Origin of the sequence: Vibrio sp. Vb1729 (genome assembly GCF_033338655.1) — a bacterium.
Taxonomy (GTDB): domain Bacteria; phylum Pseudomonadota; class Gammaproteobacteria; order Enterobacterales; family Vibrionaceae; genus Vibrio; species Vibrio alginolyticus.
Window position 1 is genome coordinate 32,879 of record NZ_JAWOTB010000006.1, and the last position, 24,714, is coordinate 57,592.

A 24,714-nucleotide genomic window follows, 5' to 3' on the forward strand; every position below is an offset into this window, starting at 1 on the left:
TGCTTAGCTAACACAATGACTTTCAACTGAAATCAAAAAAACATAGGTGTTTGTATGAGTCAAACCGTCTTTATTACCGGAGCAAATCGCGGCATTGGCCTTAGCTTAACTGAGCTGTACCTGAAGCAAGGCCACCAAGTACATGCTACTAGCCGTTCCTTAGAGAACAGTTCAGAACTACAAACTCTAGCCTCACAATTCAGCAATCTAGTTTTGCACGAACTGGATGTCACGCACTACGAACAAGTCGCTAAGCTTGCCGATAAACTCCCTGCCATCGACTTACTCATCAATAACGCAGGATATTACGGCCCCAAGGGATATGGCTTTGGAAATACTGACGTAGAAGCATGGCGTAAAGTCTTCGAAGTAAACACCATTGCTCCGTTAAAACTGGTTGAGTACTGTTACCCTCGCTTACAACAAGGCAAGATGAAAAAGATTGCTTGTATCTCATCAAAAGTCGGCAGTATGACCGAAAATACGTCCGGCGGCGGCTATATTTATCGCTCATCGAAAGCGGCGCTTAACTCGGTTGTTAAAAGCTTAAGTAATGATTTAACACCTGAAGGGTTTACTGTTTTGGCGCTTCACCCTGGTTGGGTAAAAACGGCGATGGGCGGGCCAAATGCTTTGATAGATACGCAAACCTCCGCGCAAGGCCTAGCGAACGTGATAGAACTGAGCACACCGCAGCTTTCAGGTCGATTTATTAACTACGATGGTACTGAGTTACCTTGGTAGCAGCATTAAGACACAACCATCACTAAACCAAATACCATCAAAGCCAGGCTTCATAATCGTGACTTGGTTGGCAAACATAATGTTCATCAGTGATCCACCAGCATAATTCGCGCAATCTAACTTGAATTTATCTACATCCAATCCAGACTTAGGAAAAAGTAGAACAAATAAGGAGAAAGCTCGATGGCAGCAGATAGGGATTTGGTTAATTTTAGCGAAGAGCACGAACTAAATTACTGCTTGAGAAGTGCTGGTAAACGCCAAACTCAAGCGAATCGAGATACATTAGTTGACTTGGGCAACCAGGTGAAAGAGGTACTGGACAAACGCGTGTTAACTCAAGGTGAAGTAAGAGGCGCGATCCAAAACCACGGTGACCTGTTCGAGTAATCTATTTTCAAGCATGCGCGGTGTTTAATTACACCGCGCTTGTCCTATGCCTGCTTACCTTTGGTTGCACGAGATTTAGTCGCGCCACCATTCTTTGAATAACTGCGCTTTTTACGTTTAAACGCAGGACGTTCCACCTTGGGTAAATGACGTAATGAATCAGGGATAGGGCCTGCTTTTACTTGTGCCATCAAGCTATCAATGCGTTGTTCCAGTGCTTGCATGAACGGCTGATATGCTTGATTTCTCTCTGCCATACCTTGTAACTGGTGCTCCCAATGAGCCGTCATATCAGGGTATGTTGAATCTTCTGGCAAGGCATGAATGAGACCTCTTCCCGCAGGAGAACTGAGAATTGACTTACCTTGACGCGTAAGCAGTTGGCGTTTGAACAGCGTGTCCAAAATACCAGCGCGAGTCGCTTCCGTGCCTAGCCCATCAGTGTCACGAAGGATTTTTTTCAGTTCTTTATCCGCAACATAACGGGCGATCCCGGTCATCGCTTGCAACAGCGATGCCTCGGTAAAATGCTTTGGTGGCTCGGTTTTTCGGTCTTTTATTTCCCCTTCACGACAAGTTAACACGGTGCCTTCGGGTAGCGGTGGCACGGCATCAATACCTTCATCTTCCTTGTCAGTTTTGCCCATTAGCGCTTTCCAACCCGGCGAAACTAACTGACGACCTTTCGCGACAAACGTACCACCAGCGATATCGAAAACCAATTTCGCTTCTGCGTAAACCGCCGCCGGATAGAACTGCATGAGGTACTGGCGCGCAATCAATTGATACACTTTCATCTCATTGCCGGAAAGCGCATTCACATTAGCTTGCTTCGGTGTAGGGATAATCGCATGGTGTGCATCCACTTTTTTATCGTTCCAGGCTTTGGACTTTAATGTTAAGTCTGCTCCCTGAACGGCAACTTGCAACTCTTTTGCGTTATTCGCAATAGCAGTTGTCACCGTCCCTGCTTGTGAGTAGTGTTCCATCGGCAAATAGCGACAATCTGAACGCGGGTAAGTGATCAGCTTGTGCTTTTCATACAATGCCTGACAAGTATCTAGTACTTGTTGCGCACTCATACCATAGCGCTTCGCGGCATCGATCTGTAAAGCAGATAACGAATAAGGTAATGGTGCTGATTGCTTGGTTTGCTTTTGTTCCGACTCTGTCACTTTTGCGGGTTGATTTGCAATACGGTTTGCAACATTTTCTACCAACTTACGGTTTAATACTCGACCTTCTTCGTCCTGCCAAGGCTTGCATGCCTCACTTGGCTTCCAACGAGCACGAATATCAAAAGTACCATTGGCATCTTGATATGGGATCAGAGCATGTAGGGTAAAATAGTCCTTCGGGACAAAGTTTTCGATTTCTTCATCACGACGCACCACTAAGCCAAGAACTGGCGTTTGCACTCGCCCTACCGAGAGAACACCTTGATACCCTGCTTTTTGACCAAGCAAGGTATAAGCACGAGACATGTTCATACCATACAGCCAATCAGCCCGAGAGCGGGCCAATGCAGAAACTGAAAGTGGGATAAACTCGCGATTACTGCGCATAGAACTGAGAGCACGTTTAACCGCAGGTAAGTTTAAGTCGGAAATCAACAAACGCTGTGTAGATTCCTTCTTGGTTTTAGATAACTTGCAATAGTCGAGAACTTCATCAACTAACAGCTGACCCTCTCGATCTGGGTCTCCTGCATGAATGACTTCGTTAGCCTCTTTGAGCAATTTACGAATCACTGTTAATTGCTTACTTGCACTTTTCCTCGGTCTGAGCTGCCATTGCTGCGGAACAATTGGTAAATCTGCCATATTCCACTTTTTATAACGCTCATCGTAAGCGTCGGGTTCGACTTGTTCGAGTAAGTGGCCGATACACCAAGTAACGATATCCCCGTTCCCACAGCGGATGAATCCTTGATCTTTCTTTTGAGGGTTTGGCAGTGCAGCGGCAATCGCACGGCCTAAACTTGGTTTTTCAGCAATAAACAGACGAGACATAACGTTTTGGAAATAAATATAATTAGGGCCACATTATCGAATGTAGCCCTAATAAATCAAGAAAAACTGTATAAATAAACAGTCAGTTTATTTAAGTTTTTAGTTATAGGAATTCAACAAACTGAGAAAGGTCACGCTCAGGAACTTTCATCGGTGTACAACCAGGCGTGCCTAAGTACAAGAAACCAACAATCTCATCGTCACCCTCTAAACCAAATGCTTGATGAACTTCTGGATGGAACATCCACTTACCTGAGCGCCAAAACCCTTGAAAGCCTTGCGCTACAGCTGCCATTTGCATCGCTTGTACAGCGCATCCCGCAGATAAGTGTTGCTCTAGTGCTGGTACTTTCTCATGTTCTGTTACTTTAGCAATCACCGTGATCACCATTGGTGCGCGAAATGGGGCATTCTTTACCTTTTCGACCACCGCTTCATCACTATTTTCAGCTTCTGCCGCTTTTACCAATATATCTGACAGTTTTTTCAAACCATCGCCCTGTGCGATAACGAAACGCCAAGGGGTTAATCCCGCATGGTCAGGCGCACGAAGGCCAGCACGAATGATGTTCTCAAGTGCTTTACCTTCTGGAGCAGGCGCGGATAACTTCGCGATAGATCGGCGATTGAGCAAAAGATCGAGAGCGTCCATGAAAGAATCCTTATTGAATATCGTTGTTATTTTGTTTACGCCACTTTAGCACAATCTGCTCCTGCGAATAACAACCGGTTTTCTGTGGGCTTGATAACGTGCTTCACTTAACATCAATCTGGGTTTAATGTTAATTTATTCGCGAAATGAATAAGTTGAACATAGGCAGGTTGATGAACAAGGACAAACAAAACAGCATTTACGAAAAGATCGTTAATGACGAAGATGCCCGTGCCTGTAAGGCGATTCCTGAATCAGCTTGTCATCAAGTTCCCGGCAACTTTCTTAAAATAATTCTCGCTCAGTTTTTAACGAAAGTCGGCGATGCGTTAATCAATCCTAAAGTCACGTTGCCGTGGATACTACAAAGTCTCGGGGCACCGGTTTACTTAATTGGTTGGCTGGTTCCTATTCGTGAATCAGGTTCCCTTATCCCACAACTTAGCATCGCGCACTACATCCGACGCATTCCAGTAAGAAAATGGGTCTGGGTAATTGGCAGCATCTTGCAGGCTCTTTCCATATTTGCAATCGGATTGGTCGCATTAACTCTAACAGGAGCAGCTGCGGGTTATGGTGTGATTGCATGTCTTGTGATCTTCAGCCTCTCACGCGGTTTAAATTCCGTCGCATCAAAAGATGTATTGGGCAAAACCATCCCTAAAAACCAACGAGGTCAAGTCAACGGCTGGTCTTCAAGCGCTGCTGGCCTGGTTACGCTGCTTTTCGCTAGCCTTCTGGCACTAGCCTGGTTATGGGACGTAGAGCCGACAGAGCGCTTTTACGGTCTGAGTTTAGGCTTAGCGGGCGTCATATGGCTCATCGCGGCATTCGTCTATGCGCGAATTAATGAGTATGCCGGTGAGGTAGATGGTGGTCGAAATGGCGTCCTTGAGGCATTTAAACAACTCGCGTTACTTAAAACCGACGTGACCTTTCGTCGATTCGTTATCACGCGGACACTATTTTTATGTTCTGCGTTGAGTGCACCGTACTACGTTGTGCTGGCACAGCAATCTCTGGGTGGACAACTCTGGGTGCTAGCTCTCTTTATGTTTGCGAGTGGCTTGGCCTCCTTTGTGTCAGGTCCTTTCTGGGGAAGAATGTCCGATCGCTCTAGCCGCAGTGTTATGGTCATCGGCGCAACGATGAGCGCGCTACTTGGCGTTGTTTTATTTGTTTACGATACGTGGGTCACCGCTAGCCAAAGCTTCCTATTCGTGATTCCTCTGCTCTACTTTTGTGTGTGCATTGCCCACGACGGAATACGAGTCGGACGAAAAACCTACTTAGTTGATATCGCAGAAGGTGACAAACGGACAAGCTATGTAGCCGTGAGTAACACGGTGGTTGGGATAATGCTGCTTCTAATGAGTTCTCTTGGTGTCATGTCGAACTTTTTGAGCCTTTCAGCTGTGGTGTTAGTGTTCTCTTTTATTACTCTTTCTGGCGTGGTAATGGCCAAACAACTGCCAGATATTAGTGACTAATTCTATACAAAAAAGCTGCGCTCAAAGCGCAGCTTTCATAGTAAACACACCTTGAAAGACTAGAGTTTTACCGCCAATTTAACGCCTTGACGAATCGCACGCACAGCATCAAGTTCACCCGCATGGTCAGCTCCGCCAATGATATGAATTTTCTCTCCAAGTTCAGACCATTTATCTTCAAATGGACGAACAGACTCTTGCCCCGCACAAATGACGACTTTGTCCGCGTTCAATAATTGTTCTTTTCCATCTACATGAATGTGCAAACCTTGATCATCAATTTTATCGTAAGACACGCCACCGACTAAATGTACGCCACGTTTTTCAAGGGTACGTTTATGGATCCAACCTGTTGTTTTACCCGGACCTTTACCTACACGACCTTTACGACGCTGAAGCACCCAGACTTCTTTATCGCTGACCGCATCAGGATAAGGGTATAAACCACCCGGTTGGGACATCTCCTTGTCGATTCCCCATTCATGCAACCAGTCATCCAACGTTTGTCCAACTGGCTCTGTGAGCATGGTCGCGACATCTACGCCAATGCCACCAGCACCAACGATAGCCACTTTCTCACCGACTGGCGTTTTGTCTCGAATGAGAGTTTGATAGTCGACGACTTTCTCTGGATTATCAATTCCATCAATATTGACTTTACGTGGCTCAACACCCGATGCCATCACTATCTCATCGTATTCTGTGAGTAAGTCATAGTTCGCTTCCGTCGATAAGTGCAGATTCACGCCTGTTTCATCAATACGGTTAGCGAAATATCGTATCGTCTCTCGAAACTCTTCCTTACCAGGGATCTGCATCGCAAGGCGGAACTGACCACCGATGCGGTCGTTCTTTTCGAACAAATCAACCTTATGGCCACGTTCAGCCAGTGTGGTCGCACAAGCCAAGCCCGCAGGGCCAGCACCAACAACTGCAATGTTTTTCTTTTTAAAGGCTGGTTCAACAACAATTTCGGTTTCATAGCACGCTAGAGGGTTCACTAAGCAACTGGCGCGCTTACCTTTAAACACGTTATCTAGACACGCCTGATTACAACCAATACACGTATTAATAAGCTGCGCTTTTTCCTGTTCGGCTTTAGCAACAAAGTAAGGATCGGCCAAGAATGGGCGCGCCATCGAAACCATGTCGGCATGACCTGAAGATAAAATGCGTTCTGCTTCATCTGGCGTATTTATACGGTTGCAAGTGATAATAGGAACCGAAACGTGAGGTTTAACTTTTTCCGTAACCCATGTAAACGCACCGCGTGGTACTTGAGTCGCAATTGTCGGAATTCGAGCCTCATGCCAACCGATACCCGTATTAATAATCGTGACGCCAGCCTCTTCAAGTGCTTTCGCCAATTCGATAACGTCTTCAAAAGTGCTGCCCTGCTCGACAAGATCCAGCATAGAAAGACGGAAGATGATGATGAACTTGTCACCTACCGTCTTGCGTACCGCTTTAACAATTTCTAGCGGAAAACGCATACGTTTTTTATAGCTGCCACCCCATTCGTCGTAACGCATATTAGTACGTTTACATAAGAATTGGTTTATCAAGTAACCTTCCGAGCCCATTAACTCGACGCCATCATAACCAGCAAGCTGTGCTAACTCCGCACTATTAGCAAACGCGTCGATGGTTTTCTTTATCTGGCGGTCGCTCATTTCACTCGGAGCAAACTTTGCAATTGGCGCTTTAATGCCAGATGCACTTTGCGAGAATGGATGCATTGCATAACGCCCAGCATGGAGAATTTGCAACGCAATTTTACCACCGTGCTTGTGCACCGCTTCTGTCACAACTTTATGGGCTTTAGCATGTTTTGGCTTGCTGAATTCAGCACTCAACGGGTGTAAACGACCGCGTAAGTTAGGAGAAAAACCTCCGGTTACAATCAGTCCGACACCGCCTTTCGTGCGTTCTTCATAAAAAGCAGCGAGCTTGTGTAATCCTTCTTTGTGCTCTTCTAAGCCCGTGTGCATTGATCCCATCAGAACTCGGTTTCGTAATTGTGTGAAACCGAGGTCCAGTGGCTTTAATAGGTTTGGGTACATGGCAGACATCACTTAACATCCATTGTTATTATCATGGTCTGACCAGATTAAGCCTGCTCAACCAAAAAATCAAACAAGCGTTTACATTTTTGTAACACCGATCAATCTCGTGTGAAAATATGCCAATTGTTGAGTGGTCGTGATAAGCTAAAAAAATGTTATCTTTTGAGATCTTAGAGATAAGAACCCATACTTTGTTAGACTCGGCGTAACTATCTCGTTATGGAGACAAGATGAAAAAACTCTTCAAATTTATTGGTTTGATATTTAAAGGGATATGGAAAAGTATCACTTTCATCAGACTCGCACTGGCAAACCTAATTTTCTTGCTGATGATTGCCGTTTTCTACTTTGCCTTTACTTATACCGGAGACGGTCAACCTGTCGTCGAAAAAGAATCGGCATTGGTGATGAACCTTTCAGGCCCAATTGTCGAACAAAGACGTTATGTAAACCCAATGGACTCTTTTGCTGGTTCCCTTTTGGGTAATGAGCTACCGAAAGAAAACGTCCTTTTCGATATCGTTGATACTATTCGCTACGCGAAAGACGATCCTAAAGTGTCTGGATTAGTGCTAGCACTGCGAGACATGCCAGAAACAAATCTCACGAAACTACGTTACATCGCGAAAGCGTTGAACGAATTTAAAGCATCAGGCAAACCCGTTTACGCCGTAGGTGATTTCTACAACCAAAGCCAATATTACTTGGCAAGTTACGCTGACAAAGTTTATCTGGCACCTGATGGTGGTGTATTGATTAAAGGTTACAGCGCTTACTCAATGTACTACAAAACGTTACTTGAAAAGCTTGACGTTTCCACTCATGTTTTTCGCGTAGGTACTTATAAATCCGCTATCGAACCGTTTATTCGTGATGACATGTCCGATGCGGCGAAAGAGTCAGCAACACGCTGGGTTACTCAATTGTGGAGTGCTTTTGTTGATGACGTAACAACAAACCGAAACATTGATGCGAAAGTGCTTAATCCAACCATGGATGAGCTGATTAACGAGATGAAGTCTGTAAATGGCGATATTGCTCAGCTCGCAGTCAAATTGGGGCTAGTGGATGAACTCGCGACACGCCAAGACATTCGCACTCTATTTGCAAAACAGTTTGGTAGCGACGGCAAAGACAGCTACAACGCGATTGGTTACTACGACTACCTTGCAACGATTCGTCCCGATTACACACTACCTCAACACGACATCGCCGTTGTTCTAGCCAGTGGCGCGATTATGGACGGTCAACAACCTCGCGGAACTGTTGGTGGTGACACGGTCGCAAGCTTGCTGCGTCAAGCACGCAATGATGAAAAAGTGAAAGCGGTCGTGTTACGAGTAGATAGTCCAGGAGGCAGTGCCTTTGCTTCTGAAGTGATTCGTAACGAAGTAGAAGCTCTGAAGCAAGCAGGTAAGCCGGTTGTTGTATCCATGTCGAGTTTGGCCGCTTCTGGTGGTTATTGGATTTCAATGAGCGCAGACAAAATCGTTGCTCAGCCAACAACCCTGACGGGCTCCATTGGTATATTTAGTGTCATCACCACGTTTGAAAAAGGCTTTAGCAAGTTAGGTATTAATACTGATGGCGTTGGCACATCGCCGTTCTCAGGTGACGGTATTACCACTGGCCTTTCTGAGGGCGCGTCTCAAGTGTTCCAATTAGGTATCGAGCACGGTTACAAGCGCTTTATTTCTCTAGTTGGCGAGAATCGCGATATGTCTCTAGAGGAAGTTGACAAGGTTGCTCAAGGTCGAGTTTGGACTGGCCAAGATGCACTATCCTTTGGTCTTGTCGATCAAATGGGTGACTTTGATGATGCTGTAGAGCTAGCGGCGAAACTAGCGAACGTGACCGATTACGGCATTTACTGGGTAGAAGAGCCTCTTTCACCTACTGAACTATTTCTGCAAGAGTTTATGAAACAGGTGAAAGTCTCTCTAGGTATTGATGCAACAAGCTTGCTACCAAAAAGTCTTCAACCCGTAGCTCAACAATTCGAACAAGACGCAAGCTTGCTCCAAAGCTTCAACGATCCTAAAGGTCAATACGCATTTTGTTTGAACTGCCAAGTGCAGTAGTTTTTCCATCAATATTACAAAGGGCACTTCTACTTGAAGTGCCCTTTTTATTAGGCTTTGCATCTCCTCAGATGACTTTCTGATGCTGTGCGTATAGCCTCGCATCTCAAGGTTATTTAGGTATATAATCCCCGCCTCTGTTCCCCTACACGAAAGAAAAAACGATGACTAGAAAACACATCTACATCGCTTACACCGGTGGTACCATCGGAATGCAAAAATCCGACCACGGCTATGTGCCTGTTGCTGGCTTTATGGAAAAGCAATTAGCAAGCATGCCCGAATTCCATCGTCCTGAAATGCCGGATTACACCATCCACGAATACGACCCTCTGATTGACTCATCAGATATGACACCTGCTGACTGGCAGCAGATTGCGAATGATATTCGTGACAACTATGACAAATACGATGGTTTCGTTATTCTACATGGTACTGACACCATGGCGTACACTGCGTCCGCATTGTCTTTCATGCTTGAAAACCTTGGTAAGCCAGTGATTGTAACGGGTTCACAAATCCCTCTCGCAGAGCTGCGTTCTGACGGCCAAGCAAACCTATTAAACGCGCTACATATTGCGGCAAACTACCCGATCAACGAAGTAACTTTGTTCTTCAATAATCAATTGATGCGTGGTAACCGCAGCACAAAATCTCATGCAGACGGTTTTAATGCCTTTACTTCACCAAACCTTCCTCCACTATTGGAAGCTGGGATCAATATTCAAGTTAGCAACAGCGTAACCGTTGGTGCACAACCAGAAGGTGAGTTTAAGGTTCACAACATCACGCCACAACCAATCGGTGTGATCACCATGTACCCTGGTATTTCACACGAAGTTATCCGCAACACGCTTCGTCAGCCCGTGAATGCGATGATTCTTCTGACTTTTGGTGTCGGCAATGCTCCTCAGAACCCTGAGCTGCTTGGTCACCTGAAAGAAGCCTCTGAGCGCGGCGTTATTGTTGTCAACCTGACTCAGTGTTTGGCGGGTAAAGTGAATATGGGCGGATATGCCACAGGTTGTGCGCTCGCAGACTCTGGTGTTATCAGTGGCTTTGACATGACGCCCGAAGCGGCGCTGGCAAAACTACACTACCTTCTAAGCCAAAACCTTTCTTACGAAGAAGTAAAAGAGAGAATGCAACAAGTACTGCGTGGTGAAATGAGCCTGTAAGTTCAAGCTTTCTACGATCTAAAAAGCCCAATACAATTTGGGCTTTTTTCTTTCAAAATCAAAATAATAAAATTTTGAGAAATAAGGCGTAAGGATTAATCAATGTTCGGATTCACACGAACAATATCGCTCTCTTCTCCGCTGAATTGTTTTTTAAGCTCTTGTTTTGATTTAAAACTGATTTCACCACCGGCTGCAACCGTCATATGCTGCGCATCAGTATTATGTTTTGATTGATACAACATCACAGCTTGCATACACGAATCTCGCTGCTCTTTAGAAAGTGTTGTACCCTCAGGCCATCTTCCCGTTTCTACTGCATAGACTAAGCGATCATAAACTTCTGGAGTCATCGCTTGTAATAGTTGTTCTGCGTCCATAGTGTACCTTCTTATTACATTCTATTTACAGAACATAACGGGTTAAGAAACTGAGTCAAGAATACGAAAATGAATTGGTGTAACGGATCACAAGCAAAGCCATGAAAAGAACAAACTGGTTACTTCTCAGCCTCGCATGTTTTGTGCTATCGGGCTGTTTTGAAGGTAACGTGACAACCGAAGAGTTGTGCCAAAAAACACCAGAGCTGCGTTGCGAGCAGCTCAATATGGATGACGGCCAATGTCGAATTCCAAGAACAAATTTGGTTTGGCATCGGTTTGAGCAATTGAAAAACCCATCAGAGGCCAACCAAATCATCGAATACGGTCTGGTCGCTGAATATAGGAAATGCTTAGAACTCGCCTCCCAGATCACCCCTATTGATCAAAGTGCTCTCAAAAGACAACGCTTTAATGCATTGGTACACAGTATTGATGAGCTAGAGCGCATCGTAAACGAGTTAAAAGGCTCAGAAGACCCGGCTACTTTGTATTTCTTATGGTCTCAAACGGGAGATACTCAAGCTCGGCGCGCATTTTTACAAATGGAAGGGTCTCCCCAATTAAATAATGCTGAGATGCAATATGCATTAGCCACTTTTTATACCAACCGAGATACCAAGAAAACCCTGGAGCTTCTTAATAACGCGTTGTCTTTATCTGATGAAGACAACATCAATCCGGTCATTCTCAAGTCAATGGCAAGTATTCATCAGGGGCTTGGAGACAAAGAGCAAGCGTATCTATGGGCAATGGTCGCGAAGAGATTCGACGTACCGCTTGCTGATGAAAAGCAGCTCCAACGTATGTTCAATTTCAGTCATCCAGAGCGATATAAGCAGTTGGATGAATTAGCCGAATCGGTGGCGAAAGCCATAGAGAAAGGTATCTATTCCCCAGCAATGATACCCAGTGAGATATAAACGAAAAACTCCCGCAATGAGCGGGAGTTTTTATTTAAGTCGAGCGACACTCAGATCACTGTTGAGCATGAATCATCCTGAAAGGATAAAACAATCTCGAGCACAATTTTGTCGTTATTATTCTGATTTGTTGAAAATTAACGACACAGAATTAACACAAAAACGCTCTCCTGTGGTCTGTGGGCCATCTTCAAAAACGTGCCCTAGATGGCTATCACACGTTGCACAACGAATCTCTGTACGTACCATTCCGTGACTTAGATCTTCTAAATAACGCACCGCTTGGTCGTTGATAGGCGCATCAAAACTTGGCCATCCGCAGCCAGAGTCATACTTGTTATCAGAGACAAAGAGAGGGGCATTACAACAAGTACAAGCATAAACACCAGTTTCCTTATTATGCAGTAGCTTACCGCTGAAAGGAGGCTCTGTACCTTGCTCTCGGCAAACACGGAACTCTTCATCAGACAGTTGCTCACGCCACTGTTCATCTGACTTCGTCACTTTTTTCCCGCTTTGTTCCACGACTTTCGGCTCCTTATTTACTGTTCTTGGTATTGACTTTTTTAGCAAAAAACTTGCTTCTCTTAACAGTTGTAGCACATACTTTCTCACCAGGACACCATGCGTAATTAATTTGATAAGAGCACTTATCTCACCAGTTATATTACGCCAACTGGGCTACAGAAGAATCAGTGAAAAGTTTAAAAAACGTACATTTGCAAAGAATTGTTAAAAAAAGCGTCGCTTTTTTTTGACTTTAAACAAGTTAAGTCCGATTATCACTTGCAGATGTTTACTGGATTCTGTAATTTTACTACCAGTTATCTTTAATCAGAAATTAAGTTGTGGAGCAACTATAATGACTATCAAAGTAGGTATTAACGGTTTTGGCCGTATCGGTCGTTTCGTATTCCGTGCAGCGCAAGAGCGCAACGACATCGAAGTAGTAGGTATTAACGACCTTATCGATGTAGATTACATGGCATACATGCTTAAGTATGACTCAACTCACGGCCGTTTCAACGGTACTGTTGAAGTTGAAGGCGGTAACCTAATCGTTAACGGTAAAACTGTACGTGTTACTGCAGAGCGCAACCCTGAAGACCTAAAATGGGACGAAATCGGTGTTGACGTTGTAGCTGAAGCAACTGGTCTTTTCCTAACTGACGAGACTGCACGTAAGCACATCACTGCTGGCGCGAAAAAAGTTGTACTAACTGGTCCTTCTAAAGACGCTACTCCAATGTTCGTTAACGGCGTAAACTTCGACACTTACGCTGGTCAAGACATCGTTTCTAACGCTTCTTGTACTACTAACTGTCTAGCGCCTATCGCTAAAGTTCTTAACGACAAGTTCGGTATCGAATCTGGTCTTATGACTACAGTTCACGCAACTACAGCAACTCAAAAAACTGTAGATGGTCCTTCTGCTAAAGACTGGCGCGGTGGTCGTGGTGCTTCTCAAAACATCATCCCATCTTCAACTGGTGCTGCTAAAGCTGTAGGCGTTGTACTTCCAGAAGTAAACGGCAAACTAACTGGTATGGCTTTCCGCGTACCAACTGCTAACGTTTCTGTAGTTGACCTAACTGTTAACCTAGTTAACGGTGCTTCTTACGAAGACATCTGTAAAGCGATGAAAGAAGCTTCTGAAGGCGAACTAAAAGGCGTTCTAGGCTACACTGAAGATGCAGTTGTATCTCAAGACTTCATCGGCGAAGTTTGCACTTCAGTATTCGATGCTAAAGCTGGTATCGCGCTAACTGACAAATTCGTTAAAGTTGTATCTTGGTACGACAACGAAATCGGTTACTCAAACAAAGTTCTAGACCTAATCGCTCACATCTCTAAGTAATTAGAAAGTTAGCAATTAGCGAATAACTTCGTTAAAGAAAAGGCGGCTCTAGAGTCGCCTTTTTTGTATCTGGAATTTGAGAGAATGCAGGCTCGATGTTGCATTTAATGTGCGAAGCGCGTCTAAAAGCTCTCCCCCAGCGATAGGAAACTACACATGGATTTAAAAACTCTCCCAGCCCTAACGGTGCTATCTGATAACGTCACTATCGTTGAAGTTGATCAGATAAAAATCGTCCGCGTGATTCATGACAAAGCAACGGCAGGCATCTCGCTACACGGTGGTCATGTCGTGTCGTTCACGCCTGAAGGTCAAGAAGATCTGATCTGGATGAGCGAAAAAGCTGTCTTCGATGGTAAAGCTGCTCTTCGCGGTGGTATTCCGATTTGTTGGCCTTGGTTTGGGCGTATTGCTGCTCCAGCTCACGGCTTTGCCCGCACCGCAGAATGGGAGTTGGTTGAACATCGTGAGAACCATAACGGTGTGATTGTTGAACTTGCTCTGTTCCCGACAGAAGAAATCCACGATATTTGGCCCCATATGTTTGACGCTCGTTTGGTGATTGAAGTGGGCGATGAGTTAAAAGTGACGCTCAAAGTCATGAACATCGATGACGAGGCTTGGACCTTCTCTGGCGCATTACATACTTACCTAAACGTTGGAGACATTAAGCAAGCACAAACGACAGGCATGGGTGCCGAGTACATTGATAGCTTGAAAGCTGATGCGGTATGCCAAGGTGGTAATGTTCTACAACTAACAGACACCATTGATCGCGTTTACACGCAACCAGAAGCGAAAATTTTGGTAAAAGACCCGGTATTGGATCGTACGCTAAACGTACACAACCAAGGCCACAACTCTGCAGTATTATGGAACCCTTGGGCAGAAGGTGCGCAAAGCATGGGTGACATGGCTGACGATGGTTATCAAACCATGTTGTGTGTGGAGTCTGCTGTTCATGCACCAAGTATTGAGCAAGGTCAAACGCTCCAACCAGGTGAGACACATGAACTTGTCACTGTCATTTCAGCGCAGTAAGAATCACCATATAAAGGCCGGGGATACCCGGCTTTTTTTGTAATAAAAGCTCTGCCTAGATGGTCCTATCTTTACTAACTTATTGGTTACTGGTCACTTTTGACGGTTTCATTAATAAATATCAAAAAAATTGATCATATAAACCGATAGCATACCGATACAAAACTCATAAATAATAAAAATATCAGGAATTAGTCTATGTTAGAGAGATACCGAAATCAAAGTGTCGGATTCCAGTTGAAACTGGTGATCACTTTGTGTCTATTCATTGCTTTCAGCAGTATTGCAGCGCTTGTTTACCGCAACGCTTCCGATGTTCTATTGGAAAGCACACTGAAAGAACACCAATCTAAAGTAGAATCAATGGCAAAAACCATTGCTGGCCAATTCGATGCTTACCTGCACACCGCTAAAGTCCTCGAATCTACTTTTCGCAATGGCTACCTTGCCGGTGTCTATGTCGAAAATTACACGGTTGACTTCATGGGACATGAAGTACCAAACATCACTCAATACAGTGAAAGCTTAATTAATGACACCAAGTTGGTCGACAGTTTCACACGTGATACCGGCGCTATAGCAACGCTATTCGCACCATTGGGTGACGACTTTATTCGGGTGTCCACCTCCCTAAAAGATCCACAAGGTCAACGAGCGGTCGGAACCACGCTAGGCATCAATCATCCTGGTTATCAGCAACTTAAAGCAGGACAACCGTATTACGCTCAAATTAAATTGTATGGCGAGCGCTACATTACCTACTATGCCCCAATCAAAGATGCGACAGGAAAGGTAGCAGGCCTATCGTTTATTGGCTTACCAGTAGACCAAGCGACACAAACCTTGTTCGATGCACTCGAAGAGATAAAATGGGGCGACACTGGTTACACCATTATCGTTGATAACGACGACAACAATCTTGGTAAATACCTACTTCATCCAGCAAAAAGCGGCTCAGATTCGTCAATACTAGAAGTCGCCGACTACAATGGTCACAAGCCTTTTGGTCAGATTTTCGAACAATCTAGTGGATTAATTCGCTACCCTTTCGAGTACCAAGGTAACGTAGGCGAAAAGTATCTTGTCTACACAGAGGTTCCAGGTTGGAATTGGAAACTGCTAGGCGGTACGTTTATCAAAGAAGTTACAAAAGGTAGCGACACGCTTCTCACACTCATTGCCATCATTTCTTCGGTAGCGGCAATCATTACTTTTGTTGTACTGACGCTTTTCTTGAATCGCAGCTTACAACCTCTCACGACTCTAAACTCATACATGACTCGCTTAGCGGGCGGCGAAGTCAGCTTGAACATTCCAGCGTCTCGTAAAGCATCAAAGAATGAAATTACGAACCTGAGCTCGGGTGTCGCCAGTATGGCAAGTCAGCTCAATGAACTCGTTGGTAAGATCCGTTCAACAAGCGACTTAGTGGAGAGCAACTCCACCAGCGTTGCCAACGATGCACATAGCAATTTGACCCAAGCCGACCGACAACAACAAGAAGTCGAGCAAGTTGTGACAGCGATTGAAGAAATGGCCTCTTCCGCTCAATCTGTCGCACAACAAGTCGAAAGCATTGCGGAAAACGTACGCTCAGCAAATACTGATAGTCAATCTGGTCTCGCGATTGTTGAAGGCGTATGTATCGACGTTGCTCAACTTAACGATCAATTGGATCAATCAGCAACGGCTATCGAGCAAGTAAATCGCGATAGCGAGAGTATTCAAACCGTCACTAAAATGATTGATGACATTGCTGAGCAAACCAATTTACTTGCCTTGAATGCCGCCATTGAAGCAGCACGAGCAGGTGAGCAAGGCCGTGGCTTCGCAGTTGTAGCAGATGAAGTGCGCACACTTGCGCACCGAACCCAAAGCTCAGTTCAGGATGTCGTGGAAATTATCGAGAAACTAAAAGGGTCGACTCATAATGCAGTTAATATGATGACAGACAGCCAACGCAGTGCAAACCAGGTCTTGGACAAAGCACAAGACGCGGGCACAGCATTAGAAGCCATCGCAGTACAAGTGCAGTCGATAGCCTCTCAAGCCGACGCCATTGCAGCGACTTCAGAAGAACAAGCTCAAGTTTCACAAGAAATTGCAGCAAATGCCCATTCTATCAGTGAACTTAACCGAGAAAGCCGCAACACGAGCGCAAAAACCTCGCAAAGTGCCATTGAACTTCAACAACAAGCACGAAACTTGAAAGAGCAAGTCGACTTCTTCCACTAATACTTAATAAGAGCCGACCCAGTCGGCTCTTTTTGTTTCACTTGAGACCATGCTTTTTGATAGAATTTGCCGCCCTACTTTCTGTTCGAGATCGTCATGAACTATCAATGCCCTCTATGCCACCAAGCTCTAGCGTTAAATGAAAAAACGTTTAAGTGCGAAAACAATCATCAGTTTGACTTAGCAAAAGAAGGCTACGTTAACTTGATGCCAGCGCACCACAAACGTTCTAAAGATCCTGGTGACAACAAAGAGATGATGCAAGCTCGTCGTCGATTCCTTGAAGGAGATTACTACAACCCAATGCGCCAAGAAGTGGCGCAGCTGTGTGCAACATACACTGAGGGGAGCACCCATCAATTATTAGATATTGGTTGTGGTGAAGGTTACTACACAGATCAAGTACAAAAGACGATAGAAACACAAGCGAACCATGCCACGATTTATGGCTTAGACATTTCCAAAGTTGCCATTCGTTACGCGGCGAAGCGTTACACGCACTGCAACTTTAGTGTGGCTTCTAGTCACCGACTTCCCTTCGCAAATGAATCCTTAGATGCCATTTTGCGCATTTATGCCCCGTGTAAAGCTGAGGAGCTGCAGCGCGTTGTAAAAAACGACGGCGTTGTTGTCACGGTTACTCCTGCTAGCCGCCACTTATACCAACTGCGTGAGCGCATTTATCAAGAAGTTCGTCTTCACAATGAAGAACCAGAACATATTGAAGGGTTTGAATTAGAGCACCAGCAGCATCTTAACTATGTTATGGACTTGAAAAACGGAGCCGCAATCGATTTATTGCAAATGACGCCATTCGCATGGAAAGCAACCGATGCTCTTCGTGAAGAGTTGAAATCCGCTACACTTTTCCAATGTGAGGCTGATTTTATGTTGCGTGTATATCGCAAAAAAACACTCAATTAATAAGTCAAAAAAAACAACAAACGCAAATAGTTATCATTTATATTGATTCATTGCTCAGCCTCCATTAATATCATCCGGACATTTTTGGAGGCTTTTCAATGCGCTTTTCTACTTTGAGCTTGCTCTTTGCAGGCTTACTTACTGGTTGCTCTTCATATACGCACACCAACTCTCACGCAACCTCAGCGGAAGTCACTAGTTTTTACGACTATCAACTATACACCCCTTCTGGCGAGCACATCGCTCTAAGCAAACTGCCAATTGAGCTGCAACAAGCAGATGTCATTCTTATTGGTGAATGGCACACACACGCCGGCGTTCATCGCTTTCAAACCGATATGCTCAAACAACTTACGTCCTACGACCGCTCACTCGCGTTATCTATGGAACAATTTACCCGCGACAAACAACCTGTTGTTGACGCTTACCTACGTGGGGAGATCGGCGAACAGTACTTAATGAAACAAGCCAACGCTTGGCCCAATTATGAAAGCGACTATCGCCCTCTCGTGGAGTTTGCTAAGCAGAAAAATCTCCCGGTCATTGCAGCAAATGCACCAAAGAGCATTGTCCGATGCATTGGTCGACAAGGGTTAGATTACATTAACAAGCTCGATGATGATCAGCGGATGTTCATTGCACAAGCCATCAACACTGGTAGTAGTCCGTACAAAGAAAAGTTCATGGCATCCATGCATCACGGTAAGCCAGAGCAGACGGAAAAACAGTTTGCAGCTCAAGTTACCTGGGATGAAACTATGGCGGAATCTATCGTTAGCTACCTAGACGACAACCCAGGCGCTCAGGTTGTCCATGTTGCAGGCAAGTTTCACACCGAGCAAGGGTTGGGTACGGCAGCATCAATCTTAAGCCGCAGCCCGAGCTTAAAAGTGGTTGTAATTAGCCCAACAGATAACGTGCTTTCTGATAATACGGACTATCAGTTAGAGGTTCTCGCACCACCAGTACGGTATGTACAAGATGCTCACCGCATGGCGGCATATAAACATCTAACTAAACGCAATAACGATCTTCAATGTAAGTAGCTGCTCTTCAATTTAAGTTACTACCTTGCCGTTGCGTTGCATCATCACACCGCTCCGAGTTCATCGAGTGACAAGGGTCTGCTTCCTGCTGGTCTATTTTTTGCTAATGATCACCAATAGAAACTAGAAGCGGCAAAAGCAGACCTGTTTTTATCCAAATAGCTTCAGAAATAAACTTTGCCGCCGATAAAAATATAACTGCTTTTTACCCGCACTCAGTGACCGAGTGTCGATGTTCCAAGGAGTATTCGATGAATCCAGTAGGAAGCACTTCTGTTAATAGCTATGCCAAACAACCTGTCGCCTCTAAACAAGCAAGTATTGCACAAGAAGAAACTAGTGCTTCGCCGCTGAAAGTCGAACACAATAAGGTGACGCTTTCGACCGAGGGCAAAGCGCTACTTGCCGCTCTGCAACAAATCGAGCACGACAGCAAGAAAATAGAAGCAGAAGATAAATCTGTTGGTGAAAAGGTCGAATCTTTCACACATGGTGCGCTTGGCATGGATCACCCCGATAAAATCGAGAAAGAAGAGGATGGCTCATATTCTGCGGGTCAATACCTTTCTGCGGCACTTACCGTTGGTGGCATTATATTGGCATTAGTCTGATAACCAGTCTGATAATCGTCACGACAACAAATCCTATTTGAACCAAACACTTACTGCAGCCCATAATTTAATAAGCCAAAGAACGATATGATGCAAACGTAAGTGAATTCGACCGCTCTTGTGGCCCGATAATACATGCTCGTTTATTGCTCCATAAACTAGGTTTCTTGTGAAGGCACTGAATGGATAACTTTAGTCCATGCTTTCAACTCCTAAGCGTAATCCAAGCCCACGTTTGTGGGCTTTCTTCTTTCCAAACTAACGAACGTTAGAGAGCGACTCATTTTTTCTGCAAAACCAAACAAAAACGACAATTTGGTTAAACTTTTATTACCGACACAAAACCTTCATAAATCATTGCTTTAATGCCTGCGCTTTCAATAAACAAGGAAAATATAATGAAGCGCTTAGTATCTCCAATCGTTACGGCAGTGGCTGCATCTACCCTCTCTTTCAACGCACTCTCAGCTGAAATCAAAAACGTCATTTTGATGATCGGCGACGGCATGGGTCCTCAACAAGTTGGTTTACTCGAGACCTACGCAAAACACGCACCTAACTCGGTTTACAAAGGCGAAAGCACAGCGTTATACAAACTCGCTCAAGAAGGTGTGATTGGATCATCACTAACCAATCCAGAAGACGCAATTGTCGTCGACTCTGCGTGCTCAGCTACGATGCTAGCGACAGGAATCCCTACCGCTTCTGAAGTCATTGGCATTGATAGCCAAGGCAACCATGTCGAAACTATTTTGGAAAAAGCCAAAAGTAAAGGTAAAGCGACAGGGCTCGTCTCTGATACGCGTATGACCCACGCAACGCCAGCAGCATTTGCCGCTCATCAACCACATCGCTCCCTAGAAAACAATATTGCGGCGGATATGCTCGAAACAGGCGTAGACGTGATGATGTCTGGTGGACTTCGTCATTGGATTCCAAAGTCGACAAACGACAAGGGAGAGACATACGAGCAGCTTGAAGCGCTCACTCAAGGAAATGTCTACCTAAAATCGAAACGCAAAGACGAACGCAACTTGCTTACTGAGGCGCAAGACCAAGGTTACAACCTGGCTTTCAGCCGCGATATGCTCACACAAGCTAAAGGTGACAAATTACTTGGACTTTTTGCTTACTCAGGCATGAACGATGGTATTGCCTACAGTCAAAGCAAAAACGATCCAAAGCGCACGCAGCCATCGCTGAAAGAAATGACCACCAAAGCAATCGACATTCTTTCAAAAGACAAAGACGGTTTTTTCTTGATGGTTGAAGGCGGCCAAATTGACTGGGCTGGCCACAGTAACGATGCAGGTACGATGCTGCATGAAATGCTTAAATTCGATGAAGCGGTAAACTCAGTTTATGAGTGGGCAAAAGGCCGTGATGACACCCTGATCATTGTTACTGCTGACCACGAAACCGGCTCTTTTGGCTTTAGCTACTCATCAGCAAACTTGCCTAAACCACAAAAACGCGACGGCGAAGCATTCAAAAATCAGGATTACGCGCCAAACTTCAACTTTGGTCAGTTCGAGATCCTCGATGGTTTATACAACCAAAAGAAAAGTTACTACGGCATGATCAGTGAATTCCAAGCGCTTGATAAGAAAGAGCAAACTCCAGAGAAGTTTGCGGAAGTCGTGAACGCAAATAGCGACTTTTCGATTACGCCTGAGCAAGCAGAACGCGTATTAGCAAGTAAACCAAATCCATACCGACTCGCTGGACACAAATACTTAAGCGAAGAGAACGTACCGACAATCAATGACTTTGATGCTTTCTTTCCTTACAACGACCGTGGCAACTTGCTAGCGCGTGAGCATGCAACAAAGCAAAACACAGTATGGGGGACGGGTACTCATACGCATACTCCTGTCAACGTATTTGCTTGGGGACCTGCAGAAACTATCCTTCCGGTATCAAAAATCATGCACCACTCGCAACTAGGCGAGTACTTGAAGCAACAAATTAAATAATCAACTTGCACTTACTTCACAACTCGTGATGTTTCAACGCTCTCGCAAGGGAGCGTTTTTTTATGCATGAAAACAGTTGACGTTTTAAATCGTACACCACAATAATTATGGGTCTTTAACTATATGAATAAAGAAAATGTGCGAAATCTTTGCTAAGCAACCCCAAGACAACTATCAGTTCATCACCCGCTCTATCCGTATTGATGGTCACGCGACCAGTGTAAAACTTGAAGCGAGCTTTTGGACAATTCTTGAGGAAATCGCTAGTGCTCAAAACATGACGGTTCCTAAATTCATAAGCACTGTTTATCAAGAAGCACTCGAATACAATGGTGAAGTGAACAACTTTGCCTCCTTACTTCGATGCGCTTGCCTCACTTACGCCCGCCAACCTCAAGAGACCACTCGTCAAGCACTTGCGCAACTTAACAGTTAATAGCAACCAACCGAGCAATAACCATCCTAGGCTATGCATCCGTATTATAAACCCTTGAGCATCTTCTAATTTGTCGTACTAGAGTACTACCCAGACTCCTTTTGAAATCGCTAACCTGTGCGGACTATCAAGGAGTACCTATGACAAAAATGATTCACACCATGATCCGAGTAAGTGATCTGGACCGCTCTCTACAATTTTACTGTGACGTACTTGAACTAGAAGTCGCTGATCAATACATCTTTGATGGCTTTTCTCTAACCTATCTAGCCAACCAAGAAACTGGCTTTGAATTGGAACTGACGCACAATCACGACCAAAGTGAGCCCTACACTCACGGCTCAGGTTACGGCCACCTTGCCGTCAGCGTGGAGGACATTGAACAAGCCCACAAACGCATTAAATCTCTCGGCATTGAAACTGGTGACATCAAAGCCTTTGACCATCAACAAAAGCATTTAGCAACGTTCTTTTTTGTAACCGATCCTGATGGTTACAAAATTGAGTTCCTGCAACGCCAAGGGCGTTACCTATAACAAAAAGAGTAAACATTATGATTCACTTGACGGCTACCTTTCATGCACAACCGGGAAAAGAACAAGAGTTGAAAGAGGTACTTACCCGAGCGCTTGAACCTACTCGCAATGAAGAAGGTTGCGTTCGTTATCAATTGTTCCAAGATAAAGACAATACATGCCACTTCGTTTTTCAGGAGCAATTTAAAAACCAACAAGCATTTGAGCTTCATGGTAAAACAGAACACTTTGCTCTTTTGATTAGCCAGATCGACAACTTGTTAGAATGCGAGCCGAAACTGGTGTTCTTTAACGAACTGTAACTATAGCGCTAACCGAAGATCAAAAAAGGCACTCTATCTAGAGTGCCTTTCACTAGTTGGGATCTGTGATTAAGCGTCTTGCTTCTCCACCATATGCAAATGCACATCTTGTTGTGGGAAAGGAATCGAAATACCTTCTCGGTCGAAGCGTAGTTTCACTTCTTTTGTCACATCCCAGTATACATCCCAGTAATCATCCGTTTTTACCCAAGGGCGCACAATAAAATCTACAGAAGACGTATTTAATGTATGAACTTTGATCATTGGCTCTGGAGTGCGAAGTACCGAAGGGTGAGAGGTAATGATATCAGACAATACTGACTCCGCTTTTAAGAGGTCATCCGCATAGCCAATGCCAAACATCATATCCACGCGGCGAATGCGTTCATGCGTGACGTTCTTAATAACATCTCCCCAGATTTTACTGTTAGGAACAATAATAATTTGGTTATCAAACGTACGGATTGTAGTGTTCACCAAACTCATATGGCTTACCTTGCCATCCACGCCGCCAGCATACACAAAATCACCAACATCAAATGGGCGATAAATAAGCAGCATCATACCCGCCGCAAAGTTGGATAACGTGTCTTGCAACGCGAAACCAATAATCACACCAGCAATACCGAAACCGGTTAGGATTGGCGCTAGGTTCAAGCCAAGCTGAGATAAGCCCACCATGATACCGATCACCCACACGAATTTGCCGGACATCGAGATAAAGAAGTCCTGCATCAAGTGGGAAAGTTTTAAGTTTTTCGATGCAACTGCCTTACGGACGACTTTGCGCGTTAACTTAGCCAGTCCGCGAGCGATCAATAAAATCAGCGCAAAAACAAACAACTGGAAGATATGCTGCGGTGCATTCTCGGCCAACCAATCCAGTGCCGAGTTGGACCAGTGACTCAGTATTGACCACACAACTTTGGTATTCAGTAAATCATGGGTGATATTACCCGTCACTTCAAAAATTTGGCGTTTGTATTCAGACGTTTCTAAACCGACTTTATCACCAATTGAAATCAGGTTGCGTAAGCTTTCTGTCGCAATATTTAGCCTTTGTTTAGTAATGAGCTGACTAAGTTGCAACGACGCTTTTTCCGACTCTGGGCTAGACGAAAGTTGGGAGCCAATGATCTCACTTTGCTGACTCAAGTACTCAATTGAAGCAGACAGTAAGCGCATACGTTTATCAATTTTATCTTTTAGTTCCGCTTCTGCGCGCTCGTTTTGGGCCCCTAGCTCCTTCAACCAAGCGAGATTTTGCCAGCTCGAATCGAAGCTAACATCAAGATAACGCTGTAGCTCTCGATAATCATTAACAAGAGCAAGCTTCTCTTCATCCTTAGCCTTATTTAAATCCTCGACGACTTTCTTTATTTTTTCCGATAGATAGTTCGTCGCATCCTCAGAGTATTGTTCTTGTTTTTTAACTAGCAAGATCAGCTTGTCGCGAGAGATAGTTTCACGTTCAATCGCTGACGCTAACTGGCTTCTTAATTCTTCATTCTTTTGGAATAGTTGCAGTTGAAGGGCATCACGCTCGTCGCCACTCGCTTGCGAGAGGCTTTGGGATAAATCCACAATCTCTCGGTTCAAGTTGTCAATCGAGATTTCGGCAGCAGAAGGCTCTTGGATATCGTCAGTAGCAGTCGCATGAACAGCCATTGGGGAGAACATAATGACGGCAAGTGCGAATAATGTCACCCAAGATGTCAGGCGCAGTTTCTGGGGGAAATGAAACGTCATGTTTACCTCATAGGGAACAATCCTGATCAAAACAATCAGGAATAGAAGTGTAAAGCGTTGAAATCATACTCCTAAGTTTACAAC

Annotated in this window: 22 protein-coding genes; 16 read left to right on the plus strand and 6 right to left on the minus strand. The window is 44.7% G+C overall.

The window, feature by feature from the left end; translation table 11 throughout:
* Window positions 1-54 precede the first annotated feature (54 nt).
* Window positions 55-744 (plus strand): SDR family oxidoreductase, encoded by a 690-nt coding sequence (locus tag R7E29_RS02900; protein ID WP_005384911.1) that lies wholly within the window; start codon window positions 55-57, stop codon window positions 742-744.
* 183 nt (window positions 745-927) lie between these two features.
* Entirely contained in the window at window positions 928-1,134 is a 207-nt protein-coding gene (locus R7E29_RS02905) for a hypothetical protein (protein ID WP_005380717.1), read from the plus strand.
* 44 nt (window positions 1,135-1,178) lie between these two features.
* Here R7E29_RS02905 and R7E29_RS02910 read toward each other — a convergent pair whose 3' ends face one another.
* A complete protein-coding gene (locus R7E29_RS02910) occupies window positions 1,179-3,146 on the minus strand; it encodes a DNA topoisomerase III (RefSeq protein WP_017821143.1) in 1,968 nt (655 codons plus the stop codon).
* Window positions 3,147-3,249: 103 nt separating this feature from the next.
* Entirely contained in the window at window positions 3,250-3,798 is a 549-nt protein-coding gene (locus R7E29_RS02915) for an NAD(P)H nitroreductase (RefSeq protein WP_005380711.1), read from the minus strand.
* A 173-nt stretch (window positions 3,799-3,971) separates the two neighbouring features.
* On the opposite strand from R7E29_RS02915, the gene R7E29_RS02920 reads away from it, so the two are divergent.
* On the plus strand, window positions 3,972-5,288 hold the full coding sequence (locus tag R7E29_RS02920) for an MFS transporter (protein WP_054576259.1): 1,317 nt from the start codon (window positions 3,972-3,974) through the stop codon (window positions 5,286-5,288).
* 59 nt (window positions 5,289-5,347) lie between these two features.
* On the opposite strand, the gene R7E29_RS02925 is transcribed toward R7E29_RS02920, so the two are convergent.
* Window positions 5,348-7,360 carry an NADPH-dependent 2,4-dienoyl-CoA reductase gene (locus tag R7E29_RS02925; RefSeq protein ID WP_054576260.1) on the minus strand — a complete coding sequence of 671 codons (2,013 nt, stop codon included), beginning with the start codon at window positions 7,358-7,360 and terminating at the stop codon, window positions 5,348-5,350.
* Window positions 7,361-7,584: 224 nt separating this feature from the next.
* On the opposite strand from R7E29_RS02925, the gene sppA reads away from it, so the two are divergent.
* Window positions 7,585-9,435 (plus strand): signal peptide peptidase SppA, encoded by a 1,851-nt coding sequence (gene sppA / locus R7E29_RS02930; RefSeq protein ID WP_005380705.1) that lies wholly within the window; start codon window positions 7,585-7,587, stop codon window positions 9,433-9,435.
* A gap of 164 nt (window positions 9,436-9,599) precedes the next feature.
* Window positions 9,600-10,613 carry an asparaginase gene (gene ansA / locus R7E29_RS02935; RefSeq protein WP_017635822.1) on the plus strand — a complete coding sequence of 338 codons (1,014 nt, stop codon included), beginning with the start codon at window positions 9,600-9,602 and terminating at the stop codon, window positions 10,611-10,613.
* A 95-nt stretch (window positions 10,614-10,708) separates the two neighbouring features.
* Here ansA and R7E29_RS02940 read toward each other — a convergent pair whose 3' ends face one another.
* Entirely contained in the window at window positions 10,709-10,993 is a 285-nt protein-coding gene (locus R7E29_RS02940) for a YeaC family protein (protein ID WP_005380700.1), read from the minus strand.
* A 101-nt stretch (window positions 10,994-11,094) separates the two neighbouring features.
* On the opposite strand from R7E29_RS02940, the gene R7E29_RS02945 reads away from it, so the two are divergent.
* Entirely contained in the window at window positions 11,095-11,916 is an 822-nt protein-coding gene (locus R7E29_RS02945) for a DUF2989 domain-containing protein (RefSeq protein WP_005384926.1), read from the plus strand.
* Window positions 11,917-12,033: 117 nt separating this feature from the next.
* On the opposite strand, the gene msrB is transcribed toward R7E29_RS02945, so the two are convergent.
* Window positions 12,034-12,441, minus strand: a complete 408-nt coding sequence (gene msrB / locus R7E29_RS02950; protein ID WP_005380698.1) for a peptide-methionine (R)-S-oxide reductase MsrB — start codon at window positions 12,439-12,441, stop codon at window positions 12,034-12,036.
* Between the two features lie 337 nt (window positions 12,442-12,778).
* Between msrB and gap the strand changes: the two genes are divergently transcribed.
* The 10 genes from gap to R7E29_RS03000 all read left to right on the plus strand — a co-directional run bounded on the left by gap (window position 12,779) and on the right by R7E29_RS03000 (window position 22,881).
* Window positions 12,779-13,774: a type I glyceraldehyde-3-phosphate dehydrogenase gene (gene gap, locus R7E29_RS02955; protein WP_005380697.1), complete on the plus strand. Its 996-nt coding sequence runs from the start codon at window positions 12,779-12,781 to the stop codon at window positions 13,772-13,774.
* Window positions 13,775-13,930: 156 nt separating this feature from the next.
* Window positions 13,931-14,815, plus strand: coding sequence for a D-hexose-6-phosphate mutarotase (locus R7E29_RS02960; RefSeq protein ID WP_054576261.1), 885 nt, complete (start codon window positions 13,931-13,933; stop codon window positions 14,813-14,815).
* A 198-nt stretch (window positions 14,816-15,013) separates the two neighbouring features.
* The gene (locus R7E29_RS02965) at window positions 15,014-17,050 is read left to right on the plus strand and encodes a methyl-accepting chemotaxis protein (protein ID WP_054576262.1); all 2,037 of its coding nucleotides are present in this window, start codon (window positions 15,014-15,016) and stop codon (window positions 17,048-17,050) included.
* Window positions 17,051-17,146: 96 nt separating this feature from the next.
* Entirely contained in the window at window positions 17,147-17,974 is an 828-nt protein-coding gene (rlmA, locus tag R7E29_RS02970; RefSeq protein WP_005380691.1) for a 23S rRNA (guanine(745)-N(1))-methyltransferase, read from the plus strand.
* Window positions 17,975-18,072: 98 nt separating this feature from the next.
* Window positions 18,073-19,020, plus strand: a complete 948-nt coding sequence (locus R7E29_RS02975) for a ChaN family lipoprotein (RefSeq protein WP_054576263.1) — start codon at window positions 18,073-18,075, stop codon at window positions 19,018-19,020.
* A gap of 251 nt (window positions 19,021-19,271) precedes the next feature.
* Entirely contained in the window at window positions 19,272-19,631 is a 360-nt protein-coding gene (locus R7E29_RS02980) for a hypothetical protein (protein ID WP_053349598.1), read from the plus strand.
* 398 nt (window positions 19,632-20,029) lie between these two features.
* On the plus strand, window positions 20,030-21,607 hold the full coding sequence (locus R7E29_RS02985; RefSeq protein ID WP_054576264.1) for an alkaline phosphatase: 1,578 nt from the start codon (window positions 20,030-20,032) through the stop codon (window positions 21,605-21,607).
* Between the two features lie 136 nt (window positions 21,608-21,743).
* Window positions 21,744-22,043, plus strand: coding sequence for a ribbon-helix-helix domain-containing protein (locus R7E29_RS02990; RefSeq protein ID WP_005384938.1), 300 nt, complete (start codon window positions 21,744-21,746; stop codon window positions 22,041-22,043).
* Window positions 22,044-22,183: 140 nt separating this feature from the next.
* A complete protein-coding gene (locus R7E29_RS02995; protein ID WP_005380685.1) occupies window positions 22,184-22,579 on the plus strand; it encodes a VOC family protein in 396 nt (131 codons plus the stop codon).
* 17 nt (window positions 22,580-22,596) lie between these two features.
* The gene (locus tag R7E29_RS03000) at window positions 22,597-22,881 is read left to right on the plus strand and encodes a putative quinol monooxygenase (protein WP_005384942.1); all 285 of its coding nucleotides are present in this window, start codon (window positions 22,597-22,599) and stop codon (window positions 22,879-22,881) included.
* Window positions 22,882-22,950: 69 nt separating this feature from the next.
* On the opposite strand, the gene R7E29_RS03005 is transcribed toward R7E29_RS03000, so the two are convergent.
* Complete coding sequence (locus tag R7E29_RS03005) at window positions 22,951-24,630, minus strand: mechanosensitive ion channel family protein (RefSeq protein ID WP_213906546.1); 1,680 nt, start codon at window positions 24,628-24,630, stop codon at window positions 22,951-22,953.
* Between the last annotated feature and the right edge of the window lie 84 nt (window positions 24,631-24,714).

Bases quoted from the DNA above. Each gene is read 5' to 3' on its own strand.
- R7E29_RS02900 (WP_005384911.1), top strand. From the start codon at position 55: ATGAGTCAAACCGTCTTTATTACCGGAGCAAATCGCGGCATTGGCCTT.
- R7E29_RS02905 (WP_005380717.1), top strand. From the start codon at position 928: ATGGCAGCAGATAGGGATTTGGTTAATTTTAGCGAAGAGCACGAACTA.
- R7E29_RS02910 (WP_017821143.1), bottom strand. From the start codon at position 3,146: ATGTCTCGTCTGTTTATTGCTGAAAAACCAAGTTTAGGCCGTGCGATT.
- R7E29_RS02915 (WP_005380711.1), bottom strand. From the start codon at position 3,798: ATGGACGCTCTCGATCTTTTGCTCAATCGCCGATCTATCGCGAAGTTA.
- R7E29_RS02920 (WP_054576259.1), top strand. From the start codon at position 3,972: ATGAACAAGGACAAACAAAACAGCATTTACGAAAAGATCGTTAATGAC.
- R7E29_RS02925 (WP_054576260.1), bottom strand. From the start codon at position 7,360: ATGTCTGCCATGTACCCAAACCTATTAAAGCCACTGGACCTCGGTTTC.
- sppA (WP_005380705.1), top strand. From the start codon at position 7,585: ATGAAAAAACTCTTCAAATTTATTGGTTTGATATTTAAAGGGATATGG.
- ansA (WP_017635822.1), top strand. From the start codon at position 9,600: ATGACTAGAAAACACATCTACATCGCTTACACCGGTGGTACCATCGGA.
- R7E29_RS02940 (WP_005380700.1), bottom strand. From the start codon at position 10,993: ATGGACGCAGAACAACTATTACAAGCGATGACTCCAGAAGTTTATGAT.
- R7E29_RS02945 (WP_005384926.1), top strand. From the start codon at position 11,095: ATGAAAAGAACAAACTGGTTACTTCTCAGCCTCGCATGTTTTGTGCTA.
- gap (WP_005380697.1), top strand. From the start codon at position 12,779: ATGACTATCAAAGTAGGTATTAACGGTTTTGGCCGTATCGGTCGTTTC.
- R7E29_RS02960 (WP_054576261.1), top strand. From the start codon at position 13,931: ATGGATTTAAAAACTCTCCCAGCCCTAACGGTGCTATCTGATAACGTC.
- R7E29_RS02965 (WP_054576262.1), top strand. From the start codon at position 15,014: ATGTTAGAGAGATACCGAAATCAAAGTGTCGGATTCCAGTTGAAACTG.
- rlmA (WP_005380691.1), top strand. From the start codon at position 17,147: ATGAACTATCAATGCCCTCTATGCCACCAAGCTCTAGCGTTAAATGAA.
- R7E29_RS02975 (WP_054576263.1), top strand. From the start codon at position 18,073: ATGCGCTTTTCTACTTTGAGCTTGCTCTTTGCAGGCTTACTTACTGGT.
- R7E29_RS02980 (WP_053349598.1), top strand. From the start codon at position 19,272: ATGAATCCAGTAGGAAGCACTTCTGTTAATAGCTATGCCAAACAACCT.
- R7E29_RS02985 (WP_054576264.1), top strand. From the start codon at position 20,030: ATGAAGCGCTTAGTATCTCCAATCGTTACGGCAGTGGCTGCATCTACC.
- R7E29_RS02990 (WP_005384938.1), top strand. From the start codon at position 21,744: ATGTGCGAAATCTTTGCTAAGCAACCCCAAGACAACTATCAGTTCATC.
- R7E29_RS02995 (WP_005380685.1), top strand. From the start codon at position 22,184: ATGACAAAAATGATTCACACCATGATCCGAGTAAGTGATCTGGACCGC.
- R7E29_RS03000 (WP_005384942.1), top strand. From the start codon at position 22,597: ATGATTCACTTGACGGCTACCTTTCATGCACAACCGGGAAAAGAACAA.
- R7E29_RS03005 (WP_213906546.1), bottom strand. From the start codon at position 24,630: ATGACGTTTCATTTCCCCCAGAAACTGCGCCTGACATCTTGGGTGACA.